This is a genomic window from Bradyrhizobium sp. CW1, assembly GCF_023100665.1.
In the GTDB taxonomy this organism is placed as follows: domain Bacteria; phylum Pseudomonadota; class Alphaproteobacteria; order Rhizobiales; family Xanthobacteraceae; genus Bradyrhizobium; species Bradyrhizobium canariense_D.
Window position 1 is genome coordinate 1291969 of the sequence record NZ_CP064684.1, and the last position, 17320, is coordinate 1309288.

Annotated in this window: 15 protein-coding genes; 10 read left to right on the forward strand and 5 right to left on the reverse strand. The window is 65.6% G+C overall.

The genetic code is table 11. From position 1 onward, the window contains the following. Positions 1-273: 273 nt before the first annotated feature. The 4 genes from IVB54_RS06230 (at position 274) to IVB54_RS06245 (ending at position 5118) form a co-directional block, all read left to right on the forward strand. Positions 274-2610, forward strand: a complete 2337-nt coding sequence (locus IVB54_RS06230; protein WP_247296124.1) for a Tex family protein — start codon at positions 274-276, stop codon at positions 2608-2610. Between the two features lie 190 nt (positions 2611-2800). After that, a complete protein-coding gene (locus tag IVB54_RS06235; RefSeq protein ID WP_247777102.1) occupies positions 2801-3265 on the forward strand; it encodes a hypothetical protein in 465 nt (154 codons plus the stop codon). 100 nt (positions 3266-3365) lie between these two features. Further along, on the forward strand, positions 3366-4058 hold the full coding sequence (locus IVB54_RS06240) for a response regulator transcription factor (protein ID WP_018453654.1): 693 nt from the start codon (positions 3366-3368) through the stop codon (positions 4056-4058). Further along, the gene (locus IVB54_RS06245; RefSeq protein ID WP_018453655.1) at positions 4045-5118 is read left to right on the forward strand and encodes a HAMP domain-containing sensor histidine kinase; all 1074 of its coding nucleotides are present in this window, start codon (positions 4045-4047) and stop codon (positions 5116-5118) included. The genes IVB54_RS06240 and IVB54_RS06245 overlap by 14 nt, the downstream gene beginning before the upstream one ends. Here the strand turns inward: IVB54_RS06245 and IVB54_RS06250 are convergent. Both IVB54_RS06250 and IVB54_RS06255 read right to left on the reverse strand, forming a co-directional pair. Beyond that, positions 5115-5486: a helix-turn-helix transcriptional regulator gene (locus IVB54_RS06250; protein ID WP_007614569.1), complete on the reverse strand. Its 372-nt coding sequence runs from the start codon at positions 5484-5486 to the stop codon at positions 5115-5117. The two genes, IVB54_RS06245 and IVB54_RS06250, sit on opposite strands and share 4 nt — an antisense overlap. Then, complete coding sequence (locus IVB54_RS06255; RefSeq protein ID WP_018453657.1) at positions 5483-6349, reverse strand: S1C family serine protease; 867 nt, start codon at positions 6347-6349, stop codon at positions 5483-5485. The genes IVB54_RS06250 and IVB54_RS06255 overlap by 4 nt, the downstream gene beginning before the upstream one ends. A 201-nt stretch (positions 6350-6550) precedes the next feature. Here IVB54_RS06255 and IVB54_RS06260 point away from each other — a divergent pair, with 201 nt between their 5' ends. From IVB54_RS06260 to IVB54_RS06275, 4 genes are all read left to right on the forward strand, one after another. Then, positions 6551-7516 (forward strand): VOC family protein, encoded by a 966-nt coding sequence (locus IVB54_RS06260; protein WP_085349580.1) that lies wholly within the window; start codon positions 6551-6553, stop codon positions 7514-7516. 63 nt (positions 7517-7579) lie between these two features. Further along, entirely contained in the window at positions 7580-8455 is an 876-nt protein-coding gene (locus tag IVB54_RS06265; RefSeq protein ID WP_018453659.1) for a dihydrodipicolinate synthase family protein, read from the forward strand. A gap of 168 nt (positions 8456-8623) precedes the next feature. Next, complete coding sequence (locus IVB54_RS06270; RefSeq protein WP_018453660.1) at positions 8624-9709, forward strand: trypsin-like peptidase domain-containing protein; 1086 nt, start codon at positions 8624-8626, stop codon at positions 9707-9709. 124 nt (positions 9710-9833) lie between these two features. Further along, positions 9834-12158 carry a xanthine dehydrogenase family protein molybdopterin-binding subunit gene (locus IVB54_RS06275; protein WP_085349579.1) on the forward strand — a complete coding sequence of 775 codons (2325 nt, stop codon included), beginning with the start codon at positions 9834-9836 and terminating at the stop codon, positions 12156-12158. A 107-nt stretch (positions 12159-12265) separates the two neighbouring features. On the opposite strand, the gene IVB54_RS06280 is transcribed toward IVB54_RS06275, so the two are convergent. Genes IVB54_RS06280 through IVB54_RS06290 form a run of 3 tightly spaced genes read right to left on the reverse strand, consistent with a single transcriptional unit; the run spans position 12266 to position 15485 of the window. Beyond that, positions 12266-13462 (reverse strand): acyl-CoA dehydrogenase family protein, encoded by a 1197-nt coding sequence (locus IVB54_RS06280; RefSeq protein ID WP_204512298.1) that lies wholly within the window; start codon positions 13460-13462, stop codon positions 12266-12268. Positions 13463-13477: 15 nt separating this feature from the next. Beyond that, complete coding sequence (locus IVB54_RS06285) at positions 13478-14626, reverse strand: acyl-CoA dehydrogenase (RefSeq protein WP_085360485.1); 1149 nt, start codon at positions 14624-14626, stop codon at positions 13478-13480. Between the two features lie 4 nt (positions 14627-14630). Continuing rightward, a complete protein-coding gene (locus IVB54_RS06290) occupies positions 14631-15485 on the reverse strand; it encodes an enoyl-CoA hydratase (RefSeq protein WP_204512297.1) in 855 nt (284 codons plus the stop codon). A gap of 184 nt (positions 15486-15669) precedes the next feature. On the opposite strand from IVB54_RS06290, the gene IVB54_RS06295 reads away from it, so the two are divergent. Both IVB54_RS06295 and IVB54_RS06300 read left to right on the forward strand, forming a co-directional pair. After that, positions 15670-16278, forward strand: coding sequence for a LemA family protein (locus IVB54_RS06295; protein WP_018453665.1), 609 nt, complete (start codon positions 15670-15672; stop codon positions 16276-16278). A 132-nt stretch (positions 16279-16410) separates the two neighbouring features. Continuing rightward, entirely contained in the window at positions 16411-17319 is a 909-nt protein-coding gene (locus IVB54_RS06300) for a YgcG family protein (RefSeq protein ID WP_085349575.1), read from the forward strand. Position 17320 lies beyond the last annotated feature (1 nt).

Here is a 17320-nt window from a genome sequence, read left to right on the forward strand (position 1 = left end):
GTCCGGCAGACAAAACAGCCGCTGAACCGGGGCGCCTGTCAAGGTGTCGAGGCAATCCCCGTCGTCGTCCTGGCGAAAGCCAGGACGACAGCAGGACGTGCGCCGTCTGCGTAGCACCCACGATTGTGGCGAGATCGCATCGCTTCGACAAAAAATCCCTTGTCGACGGTCGTCCGCCGCACCTTGATGAATCAACCCCGATTGGTCCATAAGCGGCGTCCCGCAGCCGGTGGTTCGCCTCCGCGATGCGTGCTTGGATAGAGGGGTTCTCGCGTGGTAAATATCAACCAGAAAATTGCGCAGGAGCTTGGGGTTCGGGCGGAGCAGGTCGAGGCGACAGTGGCGCTGCTCGACGGCGGCGCCACGGTTCCCTTCATCGCCCGCTACCGCAAGGAAGCGACCGGTGCGCTCGACGACGCACAATTGCGCACGCTGGAGGAGCGCCTGGGTTACCTGCGCGAGCTCGAGGACCGCCGCAAGGCCATCCTCGAATCGGTCCGCGAGCAGGGCAAGCTCGATGCCGCGCTGGAGGCCTCCATTCTCGCTGCCGACAGCAAGGCGCGCCTCGAAGACATCTATCTGCCGTTTAAGCCGAAGCGCCGCACCAAGGCCGAGATCGCCAAGGAAGCCGGGCTCGAGCCGCTCGCCTTTCAGCTCATGGCCGAGCCCAACAACGATCCGAAGGTGGTCGCTGAAGCCTTCGTCAATCCCGAGAAGGGCGTTGCCGATGCCGCTGCGGCACTCGATGGCGCCCGCGCCATCCTGGTCGAGCGCTTCGACGAAGACGCCGACCTGATCGGCGCGCTTCGCGAGGAGGTGTGGACTAATGCGCGCATGACCTCCAAGGTGCGCGACGGCAAGAAAACCGAGGGCGAAAAGTTTGCCGACTATTTCGAGTTCTCCGAGCCGCTGACCAAGCTGCCCTCGCACCGAATCCTCGCAATGTTCCGCGGCGAGAAAGAAGAAATCCTCGATCTCCAGATCCAGGCCGAGGCCGAACCATCGCCGCCCGGCGTGCCGAGCGTCTATGAACTGAAGATCATGAAGCGGTTCGGCATCGCCGACCTTAAGCGCGCCGGCGACCGCTGGATGATCGATACCGTGCGCTGGGCCTGGCGCACCAAGATCCAGGTGCATCTCAACATCGACCTGCGCATGCGGCTGTGGAATGCGGCTGAGACAGAGGCCGTGCGCGTGTTCGCCTCGAATCTGCGCGACTTGCTGCTCGCGGCGCCCGCCGGCACCCGCGTCACCATGGGTCTCGATCCCGGCTTCCGCACCGGGGTCAAGGTCGCCGTCACCGACGCGACCGGCAAGGTGGTGGATACCGCCGTGATCTATCCGCACGAGCCGCAGCGGCAGTGGAACGAGGCGCTTGCGATCCTCGGCAAGCTCGCGCTGAAACATCGTGTCGAGCTGATCGCGATCGGCAACGGCACCGCCTCGCGCGAGACCGACAAGCTCGCGGCCGACCTCGTCAAGGGCCTGCCCGACTTGAAGATGACCAAGATCGTGGTGTCGGAAGCCGGCGCGTCGGTTTATTCGGCCTCGGCGTTCGCCTCGGAGGAGTTGCCGGGCCTCGACGTCACCCTGCGCGGCGCGGTGTCAATCGCGCGGCGGCTCCAGGATCCTCTCGCCGAGCTCGTCAAGATCGAACCCAAGGCGATCGGCGTCGGCCAGTACCAGCACGACCTAGGCCAGGCCAAGCTCGCCAAATCCCTCGACGCCGTGGTCGAAGACTGCGTGAACGCCGTCGGCGTCGACGTCAACACCGCGTCCGCTCCGCTGCTCGCGCGCGTGTCGGGCGTCGGCTCCGGCCTCGCCTCGAGCATCGTGGCACACCGCGACGCCAACGGGCCGTTCAAGTCGCGCAAGGCGTTGAAGGACGTGCCGCGGCTCGGCCCCAAGGCGTTCGAGCAGTGCGCGGGCTTCCTGCGCATCCTCGGCGGCGAGGACCCGCTCGACGCCTCCGGTGTGCATCCGGAAGCCTATCCGGTGGTGCGCCGGATTCTCAGCGCCACCAAGAGCGACATCAAGGCGCTGATCGGCAGCAGCGACATCGTTCGCACGCTGAAGCCGAAAGACTTCGTGGACGAGACGTTTGGTCTGCCGACCGTCACCGACATCCTGCGCGAGCTCGAGAAGCCCGGTCGCGACCCGCGTCCGGCCTTCAAGGCAGCTGTGTTCATGGACGGCGTCGAGGAGATCAAGCACCTCAAGAAGGGCATGATCCTCGAGGGCACCGTAACCAACGTCGCGGCGTTCGGCGCCTTCGTCGATATCGGCGTGCACCAGGACGGCCTCGTGCACATCTCGGCGATGTCCAAGACCTACATCAAGGATCCGCGTGAAGTGGTGAAGCCCGGCGACATCGTCAAAGTGAAGGTGCTAGACTTCGAGGTCGCGCGCAAGCGTATCTCGTTGACACTACGGCTCGACGACGAGGTCGGCGCCAAGAAGGACGCGCCCGGCATGCAGCGGGATAACAGCTCACGTAACCCGTCCCGCATGACGTCGTCGGCCCCGCGCCAGCAGGAGTCTTCCGGCGGCGGTGCGCTCGCCGAAGCGCTGCGCCGCGCGGCCGAGAAAAACGGCGGCAAGCGGGCGTAGCTTCTAACCTCTCCCCGCTCTCACCCCACCCTCTACCCGCAAGAACGGGGCGAGCGAGTGAGAGAGCAGCGTCTCCCTAACTTCCGCGTCAGAATCTGGCGCGTTTGTAAGTTGAAGGCGCCTGTCCCTTCCTCTCATCTGATCCTCCTCGCGCGGCAGAATATTGTCGCGCAGCACGGAGGATGCTTCGATGGACAACAGGATTCTCAAAGGCCTCACCGCGGTGACGATCGCAGCGGTGATGGCGCTCGCTTCACCGGTGCTTGCCAGAGGCGGTGGCGGTGGCGGTGGCGGTCATGGCGGATTCGGCGGTGGTGGGCATTTCGGTGGCGGCGGCATGCACACGGGAGGCTTCGGCGGCGGCATGCACACCGGTGGCTTCGGTGGTATGCGCGTCGGCGGCATGGGCGGCGCCCGTTTCGGCGGCCCGGGCTTTGGCGGTGCACGTTTCGCGCATGCGGCGATCGGGCCGCGCTTCGCTGGCTCCGGCTGGCACGGCAGGCCCTTCATCGGCCGCCATGCCTTCTTCCGGCAACACCATCGCTTCTTCTTCGGAGCACCTTTCATCTATGCCGGCTACTATGACGGCTGCTGGCGCAGGAGCTTGACGCCCTATGGGTGGCAATGGGTCAATGTGTGCGGAGACTCTTGGTAGTAGCATCGCCGTACCGCACCATTGTCGCGATCGTCATCGGACGGTTCCGCTCAGCCCCGGAACGGGATAGTCTGGTGGCGATCGTCGCGCGGAGTTTGTCATGACCGGAGCTCACCGCCGCATTCTGGTCGTCGAGGACGACGCGGAAACCGCAGGCCAGCTCGTCGAGGAGCTGACGACTTCCGGCTACGACGTCGATCTCGCCGCCACCGGGCGCGAAGCGCTCAGCCATGGCGCCGCGCGCGACTATGCCGTGATCACCATCGACCGCATGCTGCCCGATATCGACGGCATCAGCGTGATGCGCCAGTTGCGCGACGACGGCATCGCCGCGCCGTTCCTAATCATTTCCGCACTTGGCGAGGTCGACGACCGCGTGCGCGGCTTGCGGGCCGGCGGCGACGATTATCTCGTCAAGCCGTTCTCCTTCACCGAATTGCTGGCGCGGCTGGAGGCACTCGGCCGGCGCAGCGACACCGTCGCCAAGGAGACGATCCTGCGGGTCGGCGATCTCGCCATCGACCTGATCGCACGCAGCGCGAGCCGCCGCGGCCGGAAGATTCCGCTGTTGCCGCGGGAATTCCAATTACTCGAATATCTGGTCCGCAACGAGGGCCGCGTCGTCTCGCGTGCGATGCTGCTCCAGCATGTCTGGGATCTGCATTTCGATCCCTCCACCAACATCATCGACGTCTATGTCGGACGCGTCCGTCGCAAGGTCGATGATGCCCAGGCCTATCCGCTGATCCACACCATCCGCGGCATCGGATATTGTCTCCGTGCTCCTGGCTAAAACGCTCCGCTCCTCGACCTTCCGCCTTGCGCTGATCGCGATCGCGGCGTTCGGGCTGATCGTCGCGGCGATCATGGCCTATGTCTATTTCGGCACGATCGCCTATGTGCAGAGCCGTGTCGGCGATGCCGGCGACCACAGCGGCTTCACCGCGATGATCGAGCTCGCAATGGCCGCTGTCGCCGTGCTGATGCTGGTGCTCGCCGGGCTCGCCGCGGTGCTGGTGACGCGCCGCACGGTCGGGCGGATCGAGGAGATCAACGCCACCAGCCGCGCCATCATGATGTCGGGCCTCGACCAGCGCATTCCCTTGCGCGGCAGTCACGACGAATGGGACCGGGTCGCCGAAAACCTCAACCAGATGCTCGACCGCATCGAGACTTTGATGGGAGAGGTCAAGCAGGTCAGCGACAACGTCGCCCATGATTTGCGTACGCCGCTGACGCGCATGCGGGGTCGGCTGGAAAAGGCTTATCACGCCTCGCGCAATGGCGAGGCCGACGCGGCGCTGATCGGTGACACCATCGCCGATCTCGACGCCGTGCTCGGCATGTTCGCCTCCATCACGCGCATCTCGGAGATCGAGACCCGCGCCCGCCGTAGTGCGTTTCGCACCCTCAATCTCGCCGAAATCGCCGGCGAGGTCGTCGAGCTCTACGATGCCGCCGCCGAACAGGTTGCGACGCGGCTCAGCCTCGGCGGCGATCGCGAGGTGGCGATTATTGGCGATCGCGACCTGCTGTTCGACGCTATCGCCAATCTCGTCGACAACGCGATCAAGCACGGCTGCAAAGGCGGGCAGGTGACCGTCACCTGCAGCAGCACCGACGGCGGTGCGACGATCGCGATCGCCGACGACGGCCCGGGCATTCCGGCGGATCAGCGCGATCACGTGTTCAAACGCTTCTACCGGCTCGAGCAGAGCCGCTACACCCCGGGTAACGGCCTTGGCTTAAGCCTGGTCGCCGCGGTCGCTCGCCTCCATGGTGCCGAGATTGCCCTGCACGACAACGCGCCGGGCCTGACGGTCCAGCTCAGCTTCCCGCCGCACCCGACCTAGAGCTCGATCACGCCGCGGCGGGCCGCATGTGCCACCGCATCGGTGCGGCCGGTAGCGTCGAGCTTGTCGAGCAGCGAGCCGACATGGAATTTCACCGTGTGGACGGAAATGCCGAGCTGACGCGCGATCATCTTGTTGGAGCCGCCTTCCGCCATCAACGCCAGCACGTCGAGCTCACGTTGCGTCAGCGCAATGTCCTCAGGCATGATGCGCGGATCGCGAGTGACAATCGTCGCGGCGGCTTTCTCGCCGGGTTCGGCGAGGCGAAGCCCGGCGATATTGCCGAGCAGAGCAGCCAGGCGATCGGCGAGGGCGGGATCGTCGATCTCCAAAGCCAACACGATCTCGGGCGCGATGTCCTCGCTCACGCCGCCGGCCTCTCGCCGATCGTGACCTTGAAGCTGACCGGCTCGCCGCCGCGGCGCGCCGCGATATCGACCACCGCGCCCACGCTCGCCGGACCCAGCGTCCGCGACAGCGCGCGCACGCCGGACAGCTTCTGGTCGTTGACCGCGACGATGACGTCGCCCTGGCGGATGCCGGCCGCCGCCGAAGGGCCGGCCTTGTCGACATTCATCACCATCGCGCCGACGCCGTCGTCGAGCCGGACCGGCTGCAGCCCGAGGCCGAGATATCCGCGTGCGATGCGGCCGCGCGCCTCTAACTGGGCCGCGACCCGCTCGATCGTCGCTGTCGGGATCACCAGCACACGCCTCGGGCCGAGCACGGCCATGCCGAAGGCTTCGCCCGATGCGTCGAGCGCGAGGCCGCCCTGCTGGCTGGAGCGCAAGCGGACGTCGAGCTCGATCCGCGCGTCGATGTCGCCGCCGCGCAGGGAGCGCCAGCTCTTGCCGGACTGCGACACCATCGCGAGCGCGGCGCTCGGCGTATCGCGGTTGGTGGCGACGACGACCGACAACGCGCCAAGGGGCGGCACAATTGTGGCCAGCTTGACCGGGGCAATCGCCGTATCGGCGCGCAGCAGTGCGATATCCGTCGTATGGTCGCGGCCGGCGATCGTGGCGGCCGCGGTGCTGCCGTCTGGGAGGCCGATCTCGACGTCGCCCTCGTCGGCCAGCGCCTCGTCGGCGGTGACGATCAGGCCGGGTTTCCAGACGAAGCCGGTGGCGCGGGAACGATGCGAATGGACGGCGACGACGGACGGCGCGGTGCGGGACACCATATCCGCGAGCGCGGACGACAGCGAAGTCAGGGGAGTTGAGTCGGTCATGGCAGGCTCCTGTAAAGCTGTCCTCAATCTGGGATGTCGCGGGCGATCGCGTAACTGGCCGCATGGCCAGGAAATAAGCAGGGAAGCTGGTCCGTAAGAGCACGGCCGACGAACATGTGATTGGAGCCGCTCACGGGAACGTGTAGCAATCGGCTCGACCTTGTGCCGTACGGCCTCAAGCCTTTTTGCGAGCCCTGATTGATGACCATCGACCTTACCCGCCGCACCCTGCTTCAACTCGCCGGCGCCAGCTCGCTCGCAATGGCGGCTGCGGGCGCGGCGCGCGCCGAGGGCACACCGCAGGGCGGCGGTCCGACCTATGCCAGCCGCACGCCGATGCGCGTCGGCATGGTGACGCTCCGGGTGAAGAATCTCGACAAGGTTGCGAACTACTACCGCGACGTGATCGGGCTCACCGTGATGGAACGCTCGGCGAGCGCCGCCAAGCTCGGCACGGCCGGCATCGCGCTGCTGGTGCTGGAGGCCCGTCCTGATGCCGAGATCGAGCCGCGCAACGCCGCCGGCCTCTATCACACCGCCTTCCTGATGCCGACCCGCAAGGACTTGGCCCGCTGGCTGGTAGCAGCCGCTTCGCATCGCGTGCCGCTGTCGGGCTTTGCCGATCATCTCGTCAGCGAATCCGTCTATCTCGACGATCCCGAAGGTAACGGCATCGAGGTCTATGCCGACCGCGATCCCTCGCAATGGCAGTGGAGCGAAGGCAGCGTGAAGATGGCGGCCGACGAGCTCGACATTCCCGACCTGCTGTCGCTGACCAATACGCGCGTGCCTGATTATGCCAAGGCACCGGACGGAATGCGCATCGGCCACATGCATCTGCGCGTCGGCGACCTCGCGCAGGCGCAGAATTTCTACCACGGCACGATCGGACTCGACCCGACCCGCAGCCGCAACGGCGCCGCGTTCCTGTCGTCGGGACGCTACCATCATCATCTCGGCATAAACGTGTGGCAGAGCGAGGGCGCCGGCCAACGCGACGATCAGACAACGGGGCTCGCCTGGTTCTCGCTGGTGACAGCTAAGCAGGATCTGCTCGCCGCACAGGAAGAGCGCCTGCGCAAGGGCGGCGCGAAAGTCACGGCGCTAGCGGACGGCGTTGAGGCGATCGATCCCTGGGGCACGCGGGTGCGGCTGATCAGGATTTGATCGCCGGCACGAGCGTTGGTAAGACCGTCAGGCGCTAGCCAGTTTCCGGGATTCACACCTGACATGTCCGATTTTCGCGGCGTCTTCCCTTATCTCGTCTCTCCCGTCGCTGCCGATGGCGCGGTGCGGACGAACGTCCTCGCAAAGCTCTGCGACGATCTGATCGGCGCGGGCGTCCACGGTCTGACCCCGCTCGGCTCGACCGGCGAGTTCGCCTATCTCAACGCCGCCCAACGCACCGCGGTCGTGCAGACCACGATCGAGGCGGCAAGGGGACGTGTGCCTGTTGTCGCGGGCGTCGCCTCCACCTCGACGGCAGATGCGGTGGCGCAGGCGAAGGCGTATCAGAAGCTCGGCGCCGACGGCATTCTGGCGATCCTGGAAGCGTATTTCCCGCTCGCCGACGCCCAGATCGAATCCTATTTCCGCGCCATCGCGGATGCCGTGGACATCCCCGTCGTCATCTATACCAATCCGCAATTCCAGCGCTCCGATCTCACCCTCGAAATCATCGCGCGCCTCGCCGAACATCCGCGCATCGGCTACATCAAGGACGCCTCGACCAACACCGGCCGGCTGCTCTCGATCATGAACCGCTGCGGCGATGCCTTGCGGGTGTTCTCCGCCTCCGCCCATATCCCGGCCGCGGTGATGCTGATCGGCGGCCTCGGCTGGATGGCGGGCCCCGCCTGCATCATTCCGCGCCAGAGCGTCGCGCTCTACGACCTCTGCAAGGCCGGCCGCTGGGACGAGGCGATGGCGCTCCAGCGCAGGCTGTGGCGCATCAACGAAGCTTTTGCCCGCTTCAACCTGGCGGCCTGCATCAAGGCCGGCTTGGCCATCCAGGGGTACGACGTCGGCGATCCTGTCCCGCCGCAGGCCGCTCTCACCGCCGATGCGCGCAAGGTCGTAGAAGCGGCATTGCGGGAGCTGGCGTAGCGGTTTGTCACGCGGCAATGGGCCCCGGCACGGGCAGCGGAACCGTCCTTAGCTGCCCGATTCGAGAAACTTCCATTCATTTTCGACGTTGCTGCGTGAGCTGGCTCTGTCACCTCCCGGCATGTGCATTCGAGAGATCGTCTTCAGCATACGACACGGTGATCACTGATGAATCGTCGCTACGCAATCATTGCGGCGGCTTTTGCCGCCCTGCTGCTCGTGGTAACTGCCGTGAAGGTCCAGCATGCGCCATGGACAACCCCCTCCGCGCGCGCCGTCGAGCAACGTGGTCCGCTGTCCGAGGCCGAAAGGGCCACCATCGACATCTTCGAACGAGTGTCGCCCTCGGTTGTCCAGGTTGCGGTGAGATCGGCCGCTACTCCTGTCATGGGAGAGGAGGGGCAGGGCGGCGCTTCCGGCACGGGATTTGTCTGGGACCGCGACGGGCATCTCGTCACGAACAACCATGTCGTGGCCAATGGCGGCGAGATCGCGGTGCGCTTTGCGTCGGGAGAGGTGGCTCGGGTTGATCTGATCGGCACCGCCCCCAATTACGATCTTGCGGTCCTGCGGATCCGCAGCGTGCGCGAGCTTCCACCGCAGGTGGCTCTCGGCAGCTCGACCGACCTGAAAGTCGGGCAATCCGCGTTTGCGATCGGCAATCCTTTCGGGCTAGATCAGTCGATGACGAGCGGCATCATCAGTGCCCTCAAGCGGAGGCTTCCGACCCATGGCGGCCGGGAGATTGCCAATGTCATCCAGACGGATGCCGCAATCAACCCGGGCAATTCAGGCGGGCCGCTGCTGGACTCCGCCGGCCGGCTGATCGGCGTCACGACTGCGATCATATCGCCGTCCGGCTCGAATGCAGGCATCGGTTTCGCGGTGCCGGTGGACGTCGTGAACCGGATTGTCCCCGAGCTCATTCGCAATGGCCGCGTGCCGACGCCCGGCATCGGCATCGTCGCCGCCAGCGAGGATGTGTCGACGCGGCTTGGCGTCCAAGGGGTGATCGTGGTCCGGACAGCCCCCGGCAGCCCTGCGGAACAGGCGGGGATTCGCGGTGTCAACTTGTCGACTGGAACGGTCGGAGACATCATCACCGCGGTGGAAGGCAAGCCGGTGCGGCGGCTCTCCGACCTGACTGATGCGCTCGAGCAGGCCGGTGCCGGTAAGACCGTTCGCCTCACGGTAAAGCGGGATTCGGACACCCGTGATATCAATGTGGGCATCATCGACATAGAGCGCTCCTGACCCGGCAATCTGCGGCCAAAGCGGGCGTGACACGCAATGCAGATGTGCCGCGGCTCGGTTGTATCGACCGCAAAATCGGCTAAAACCCCCGCGGTCGTTTTCTGGGTTTCAAGGACATGGTGGAATGAACATTCTTCCCGGCAATTTGCGTTTCGGAGCGGGGCAGCCCGTCAAGCGTTTGGAAGACCAGCGACTGCTCACCGGGAAGGGGCAGTTCATCGACGACAAGCCGGAAGATGGCGCGCTGTGGTTGTACCTGCTGCGCTCGCCGCATGCCCATGCGAAGATCGTCTCGATCGACACCAGCGCCGCCACGGCGATGCCCGGCGTGACCGCGGTCTATACCGGCGCCGACCTCGTCAAGGACGACATCGGCGTCATCCCGACCTTGAGCATCTTCAAGCGCCCCGACGGCAAGCCGATGACGGTGCCGCCACGCCGCCTGCTGGCGCACGAAGTCGTGCGCTATGCCGGCGAGGCCGTGGCCGCCGTGGTGGCCTCCTCGCGTGCCGACGCGCAGGGCGCGGCCGAAGCGATCGTGGTCGAATATGACGTGCAGCCGGCGGTGGTCGATCCGGTCGAGGCGGTCAGGCCCGGCGCGCCCGTGGTGTGGCCGGAGGCCCCCGACAACATCGTCGGCGCGATGGCTTACGGCGATGCCGCCAAGGTGGACGAGGCTTTTGCCAGGGCGGCGCATACCGTCGAGCTCGATCTCGTCAGCCAGCGCCTGGTGCCGTCGGCGATGGAGCCGCGCTCGACCATTGCCGAGATCGACAAGACGTCCGGCCGCCTCCTGCTGCATGTGCAGTCGCAGACGCCTGCCTCGACCCGCGACGTGCTGGCCGAGGCCGTGCTGAAGCGTCCGAAGGACAGCGTTCGCGTGCTGGTCGGCGATATCGGCGGCGGCTTTGGCCAGAAGACCAACCTCTATCCCGAGGACGGCATCGTCGCCTATGCCGCAACCAAGCTGAACAGGAAGATCCGCTGGCGCGGCGACCGCACCGACGAATTCGTCGGTGGCACCCACGGCCGCGATCTTACCTCGACAGCTTCCTTCGCGCTCGACGAGAAGGGCAAGGTGCTGGCCTACCGCGTCAGCTCGATCGGCTGCACCGGCGCATATTCCTCAGGCGCGGCCAACATCATCCCGCTGGTGCTGGGGCCGTTCGTGCAGACCGGCGTCTACGATTTGCCGCTGGTACATTTCGAGGTGAAGTCGGTGATGACCCACACCGCGCCGGTCGGCGCTTATCGCGGTGCGGGCCGCCCGGAGGCCGTGTTCATCGTCGAGCGCCTGTTCGACGCGGCCGCGCGAAAAATCGGCATGGACCCGCGCGCGATCCGGAAAGCCAACTACATCAAGCCGGCGCAACTGCCCTACACCAACGCTGCAGGGCAGGTTTACGATTCCGGCGCCTTCGCGCACATGCTCGATCGTGCCGTGAAGCTTGCGGATTGGGACGGCTTTGCCGCGCGCAAGAAGGCGGCGAAGAAGAAGGGCCTGCTCTACGGCCGCGGGCTCACCTCCTATATCGAATGGACCGGCGGCCGCGCCCACACCGAGAAGGTCAGCCTGCATGCGACCGCGCAGGGCCGCGTCGTCCTGCATTCCGGCACCATGGCGATGGGGCAGGGGTTGCAGACCACCTACACCCAGATGATCTCCGACACGCTCGGCATCCCCATGGACAAGATCGACGTGGTCCAGGGCGACACCGATCTGGCGACGGGCTTCGGCAGCGTCGGCTCGCGTTCGCTGTTCGTCGGCGGCACGGCGGTCGCGGTCTCATCCAACGATCTGATCCAGAAGGCGCGCGAGAAGGCGGCGAACGTGCTGGAGACCTCGATCGAGGACATTGAATATCAGGGCGGCATGCTCACCGTGGTCGGCACCGACCGCCGCATCAGCCTGTTCGACATTGCCGAGAAAGAAGGCGGCGCAAAGCTCAGCGTCGATTCCGAAGGCGAGGTGGACGGTCCGAGCTGGCCGAACGGCACCCATATCTGCGAGGTCGAAATCGATCCCGAGACCGGCGTCTCCAAGGTCGTGCGCTACACCACGGTCGACGACGTCGGTGTCGCGGTGAACCCGATGCTGGTGACGGGACAGATCCATGGCGGTGTGGCGCAGGGTATCGGCCAGGCGCTGTATGAGGGGGTGTCCTATGATGCCGACGGCCAGCTGCTCACCGCGAGCTACCAGGACTATTGCATCCCGCGCGCCGACGACGTTCCGCCGATCGTGGTGACGCTCGACGATTCCGCGCCCTGTCGCACCAATCCGCTCGGCGCCAAGGGCTGCGGCGAATCCGGCGCCATCGGTGGCCCCCCTTGCGTCACCAACGGCGTGATGGATGCGCTCGCCGAGCTCGGCATCACCCAGCTCAACACGCCCCTGACGCCGCAGAAGATCTGGCAGGCGATCCGGGATGCGAAGGTGGGCGGTTAGCGGCCATTGTCGTGCTGGCTGTCGCCACAAATCCAACTCGTCGTCCCGGCCTTCGCCGGGACGACAGTGAGACCGGGACGACAGTGAGAATGTAGCGCCAGTGCCCCTCAGATCCCCAACATCATCTTCGCAATAATATCGCGCTGGATCTCCGAGGTGCCGCCGAAGATCGTATAGGCGCGGCCGTTGAGATATTCCGGCATCACCGTCAGCATCTCCTCCGGCATCGCCGGCTCGTGGTTGAGCTTGTAGAGCGGGCGCATCGGCTCGACCGCGAGGGCGTCATGGCCGATCACGTCGGCGCCGAGCCGGGTCACGGCCTGGCGGATCTCGCTGTTGCGCAGCTTCAGGATCGACGACACCGCACCGGGATTCTGTCCGGTCTGCAGCGCCGACAGCACGCGCAGCTCGGTCATCTCCAGCGCGTCGATGTCGACCTCGACTTCGGAGATGCGCGTCGCGATGTCGGGACTGTCGATCGCGCGGCCCGTCAGATCGGACTCGGCAAGCTCCGCGATCGCCTTCAGCCCCTCGCGCAGCTTCGCCGAGGCGATGCCGGAGCCGCGCTCGAACTCGAGCAGATACTTGCCGTAGGTCCAGCCCTTGCCTTCCTCGCCGACGCGGTTCGCCACGGGAACGCGCACGTCGTCGAAGAATACCTGGTTAACCTCGTGGTCGCCGCCGATGGTGAGGATAGGACGCGTCGTGATGCCCGGTGTCTTCATGTCGATCAGGATGAAGCTGATGCCGTCCTGCTGCCGTGGCCCGTCGCTGGTGCGCACCAGCGCGAACATGCGATTGGCGTGGTGGGCATGCGTGGTCCAGATCTTGGTGCCGTTGATGACGTAGTCGTCGCCATCGCGCACCGCGCGCGTCTTCAGCGAGGAGAGATCGGAGCCGGAGCCCGGCTCGGAATAGCCTTGGCACCAATAATCCTCACCGGACAGAATGCGCGGCAGGTAGAAGTTCTTCTGCTCCGCCGAGCCGAAGCCGATGATGACGGGCCCGACCATCTTCACGCCCATCACATTGACATTGGGCACGCCGGCCCGCGCGCTTTCAGTCTCGAAGATCCAGCGCTGCGCCGGGGTCCAATCCGGCCCGCCATGCTCGACCGGCCAGCCCGGCGCGCCCCAGCCTTGCTTGTGCAGCGTGCGCTGCCAGGCCATGCCGATATCGGGATCGGAGAACACCGACGGCGTCAGCGCCGTCGCGCGCTTCATCTCCTCGGTGAGGTTTCTGGCAATGAAGCCGCGCACCTCGTCCTGGAAGGCGCGCTCCTCGGCATTGAACGACAGGTCCATGATGCGCTCCTTGTATCAGGCCGGCACGCTGGCGCGGCCAAGCCGGGCGTGGCGGCCATAATGGTGGGCGCTGCCGCCGAACAGCGTGTCGAACGCGACCAGCCGCTTGAAATAGGCGCCGACCTCGAGCTCCTCGGTGACGCCCATGCCGCCGTGAAGCTGGATCGACTGCTCGCCGACGAAGCGCGCAGATCTGCCGATCTTCGCCTTCGCGCCCGACGCGGCCCGCGCGCGCTCGACCGGATCGGCGTCGAGCTTCAGCGCGGCGCGCAACGCCATCGAGCGCGCTTCGTCGACCTGCACCGCCATGTCGGCAAGGCGGTGGCGGATCACCTGGTTGGCGGCGAGCGGCCGGCCGAATTGCTTCCGGATTTTTGTGTACTCCAGCGTAGTATCCAGCAGTACCTGCATGATGCCGACGGCCTCGGCGCCAAGCGCAGCCATGGCGCGATCAACAGCCCATTCGATTGCCGGCAGCGCGTCATGCCCGTTGCCGAGCAAGGCATCCTCCGGCAGTTGCACGTCCGACAGCTCGATGTTGCAGGCCCGCCCGCCGCCGAGGCGCTCGTAGTCGGAGATCGCAACACTCGGAGTTGTCGCCTGCACCAGGAACAGGCCGATGCGGCCGGAGGAGCCCTGATGATCATGGATATGCGCGGAGACGATGATCTCGTCGGCGGCGTGGCCATCGAGCACGGCAATCTTGCGACCGGCCAGGCGCCAGCCTTGCGCCGTGCTGTGGGCGGTGGTTGCGACCTTGGCAAGATCGAACCGCGCCGCGCGCTCGGAATGCGCGAGCGCGAGCTTCAACGATCCGTCCGCGATCTTCGGCAGGATGGCCTGCTTCTGCGCCATGCTGCCGCATCGCTCGATCAACGCGGCGCCAAGCACGACCGACGCGATATACGGCTCCGACACAAGCCCGCGGCCGAAGGCTTCCATCAAAATGCCGATCTCGACCGCGCTGCCGCCGAGCCCGCCACACTCCTCCGCGATCGGCAGCGCCAGCCAGCCCAGTTCTGCGAATTGTTTCCACACCGCCGGACTGAAGCCGAGCGGATCGTTCGCCATCTTGCGGCGGTGATCGGCATCGTAGCTTTCGGCCACGAAGCGCTCCGCGCTTTCGCGCAGCAGGCGTTGCTCGTCGCTGAGATTGAGATCCATCCGTCTACTCCGCGGCGGCCGGCGGCTTGCGGACGGAGGGGTGTAGGCCCGATGGATCGACGATCATGCCGAATTCCTGAAGATTATGCGCGTGACAGAGCTGATGCAGCGCAAAGGCCTGGTCGATTGCAGCCGGTTGGCCCATCACGTCAACCGAACGATTCACGGCTTCCTTGGTCAGCTTCAGCGCAAAGGACGGTTTTGACGCGATTTTGCGCGCCAGCGCCAGCACGGCGGATGACAGCTCTGCGCGCGGCACGACCCGGTTGACCATCCCGAGTTGATGCGCCTCCTGCGCGCTCCATGCGTCGGCCGTGAACAGAAATTCCTTGGCCTTGCGCGGGCCGAGCTCCCAGGGATGCACGAACCATTCGACGCCGCAGACACCCATGGTGACCACGGGATCGCAGAACTGCGCATCGCCACTCGCGATGATGAGATCGCAGGCCCAGGCCAGCATCAGGCCGCCGGCGATGCACTTGCCGTGAACCTCTGCAATGGTCGGCTTGGCGAGGTTGCGCCAGCGCCGGGTGATCTGGAGATAGATCTCCTGCTCGCGCGCGAAGCGGCCATGGGCGTTTGCTTCGGCGAAGCCGCCCCAATTTCCGATCGGCGGAAAATCCACGCCCGCTTCATTCTTGCTGCCGGGTCGCAGGTCATGGCCTGAGGAGAAGTGCGGACCATTGCCGGCGAGAATGATCACCTTGACCGCGTCGTCCTGCACCGCCTCGTCGAAGGCGGCGTTGAGATCGTAGGTCATTTGCAGGTTCTGCGCGTTGCGCGCGTCGGGCCGGTTCATCACGACCCGGGCAATCGCCGGCTCCGGCCTCTCCACGAGGATGGTCTCGAACGAGCTCATCGCGTTCCCCTGGCGTTCCCGACCTGGCATTATTGTTCCCTCAAGTTGACTATTACAGCCAGGATTAAGCAAGAGGCTTGCGTACATCGGCTGCTTTTCACAGGCCACGGCCGGGACGCAAGATGTCTGGCATCTCGCGCGCGCAATCTGGTAGCTTGCGCCCGATTCCACCGGGAGAAATTTGATGCGCAAGATCCTGACCGTGCTGGCGGCGCTGGCCTCGTTGAGCCTCACCAATTGCGGCTATAACGCGATCCAGAGCGAGGACGAGCAGATCAAGGCCAATTGGTCCGAGGTCGTGAACCAGTATCAGCGTCGCGCCGATCTCGTGCCCAACCTCGTCAACTCGGTGAAGGGTTTTGCGCAGCAGGAGAAGGACGTGCTGCTCGGCGTCACCAATGCCCGCGCCAAGGTCGGCAGCATCCAGGCGACGCCCGAGGTGCTGAACGATCCCGCCGCATTCCAGAAATTCCAGGCCGCCCAGGGCGAACTCTCCGGCGCGCTGTCGCGGCTGCTCGTGGTCACCGAGAACTACCCCCAGCTCAAGTCGGATGCGCTGTTCAAGGATTTGATGTCGCAGCTCGAAGGCACCGAGAACCGCATCACGGTGGCGCGCAACCGCTACATCAAGGCGGTGCAGGACTATAACGTCACCATCCGTTCGTTCCCGAGCAACGTCACGGCGATGATGTTCGGCTACAAGGAAAAGCCGAACTTCACGGTCGCGAACGAGAAGGAAATCTCGACCGCGCCGAAGGTCGATTTCAATCCGGCGCCCGCGCCGTCGAAGTAAGTGCCTTCGACCCCGATGCATGCCCCACCCACCACCGTCATTCCCCGCGAAGGCGGGGAATCCAGTACGCCGCGGCTTCACGGTTCAATCACTGCTGCCTCTGGAATACTGGATCGCCCGCCTTCGCGGGCGATGACAACGATGTTGTGGCGTGCCGTTTTGGGCTTCTCAGCATTCGTCCTCGTCTTCGCGCTCCTGTTCACCTTTGCGCTCCCCGCCTCAGCCGATGTCGCCGTGCCGCAACTGACCGGCCGCGTGGTCGATCAGACCGGCACGCTCTCCAGCGGCGACATCGCCGCGCTGTCGCAAAAGCTGCAGGACTTCGAGATGCGCAAGGGCAGCCAGATCGCCGTCCTGATCGTGCCGACGACGGACCCGGAGACCATCGAGCAATTCGCGATCCGCGTCGCGGAGGCCTGGAAGATCGGACGCAAGAAGGTCGACGACGGCGCCATCCTCGTTGTGGCCAAGAACGACCGGCATTTGCGCATCGAGGTCGGTTACGGCCTCGAGGGCGCGCTCACCGACGTCACGTCGCGGCGCATCATCGATGAAGCCATCACGCCGAAATTCAGGAGCGGCGATTTCGCCGGCGGCATCACGGCGGGCGTCGACCGCATGATCCGCGTCATCGACGGCGAGCCGCTGCCGACGCCCTCGCGCAGCGTGAATTTCGGCGATTGGAACGACGTCGAGCCGCTTTTCTACTTCCTGCTGTTCGGCCCGCTGGTCATCGGAGGCATCCTGCGCTCCATGTTCGGGCGGCTGTTCGGTTCGGGAATAACGGGAGCGATCGTTGGTGTCCTCGCCTGGTTCGTGATCGGCTCAGCGGTCATCGGACTGGGCGTCGGTGTGCTCGGCGCTGTCCTGACGTTTATCGCCGATCTGTTTGGGGCGGGATCGGGCACGGGGTCCTCGCGTCGTGGCTCGTGGTCGAGCGGCTCGTCATCCGGCGGCTGGAGCAGCGGGTCGTCGTCGAGCGGCGGCTTCAGCGGTGGTGGCGGCAGTTTTGGCGGCGGCGGCGCCTCGGGGAGCTGGTAGG

Excerpts from the sequence above, each read along its gene's own strand:
- IVB54_RS06235 (WP_247777102.1), top strand. The coding sequence starts at position 2,801 with ATGGACAACAGGATTCTCAAAGGCCTCACCGCGGTGACGATCGCAGCG.
- IVB54_RS06240 (WP_018453654.1), top strand. The coding sequence starts at position 3,366 with ATGACCGGAGCTCACCGCCGCATTCTGGTCGTCGAGGACGACGCGGAA.
- IVB54_RS06255 (WP_018453657.1), bottom strand. The coding sequence starts at position 6,349 with ATGACCGACTCAACTCCCCTGACTTCGCTGTCGTCCGCGCTCGCGGAT.
- IVB54_RS06260 (WP_085349580.1), top strand. The coding sequence starts at position 6,551 with ATGACCATCGACCTTACCCGCCGCACCCTGCTTCAACTCGCCGGCGCC.
- IVB54_RS06265 (WP_018453659.1), top strand. The coding sequence starts at position 7,580 with ATGTCCGATTTTCGCGGCGTCTTCCCTTATCTCGTCTCTCCCGTCGCT.
- IVB54_RS06270 (WP_018453660.1), top strand. The coding sequence starts at position 8,624 with ATGAATCGTCGCTACGCAATCATTGCGGCGGCTTTTGCCGCCCTGCTG.
- IVB54_RS06275 (WP_085349579.1), top strand. The coding sequence starts at position 9,834 with ATGAACATTCTTCCCGGCAATTTGCGTTTCGGAGCGGGGCAGCCCGTC.
- IVB54_RS06280 (WP_204512298.1), bottom strand. The coding sequence starts at position 13,462 with ATGGACCTGTCGTTCAATGCCGAGGAGCGCGCCTTCCAGGACGAGGTG.
- IVB54_RS06285 (WP_085360485.1), bottom strand. The coding sequence starts at position 14,626 with ATGGATCTCAATCTCAGCGACGAGCAACGCCTGCTGCGCGAAAGCGCG.
- IVB54_RS06290 (WP_204512297.1), bottom strand. The coding sequence starts at position 15,485 with ATGAGCTCGTTCGAGACCATCCTCGTGGAGAGGCCGGAGCCGGCGATT.
- IVB54_RS06295 (WP_018453665.1), top strand. The coding sequence starts at position 15,670 with ATGCGCAAGATCCTGACCGTGCTGGCGGCGCTGGCCTCGTTGAGCCTC.
- IVB54_RS06300 (WP_085349575.1), top strand. The coding sequence starts at position 16,411 with ATGACAACGATGTTGTGGCGTGCCGTTTTGGGCTTCTCAGCATTCGTC.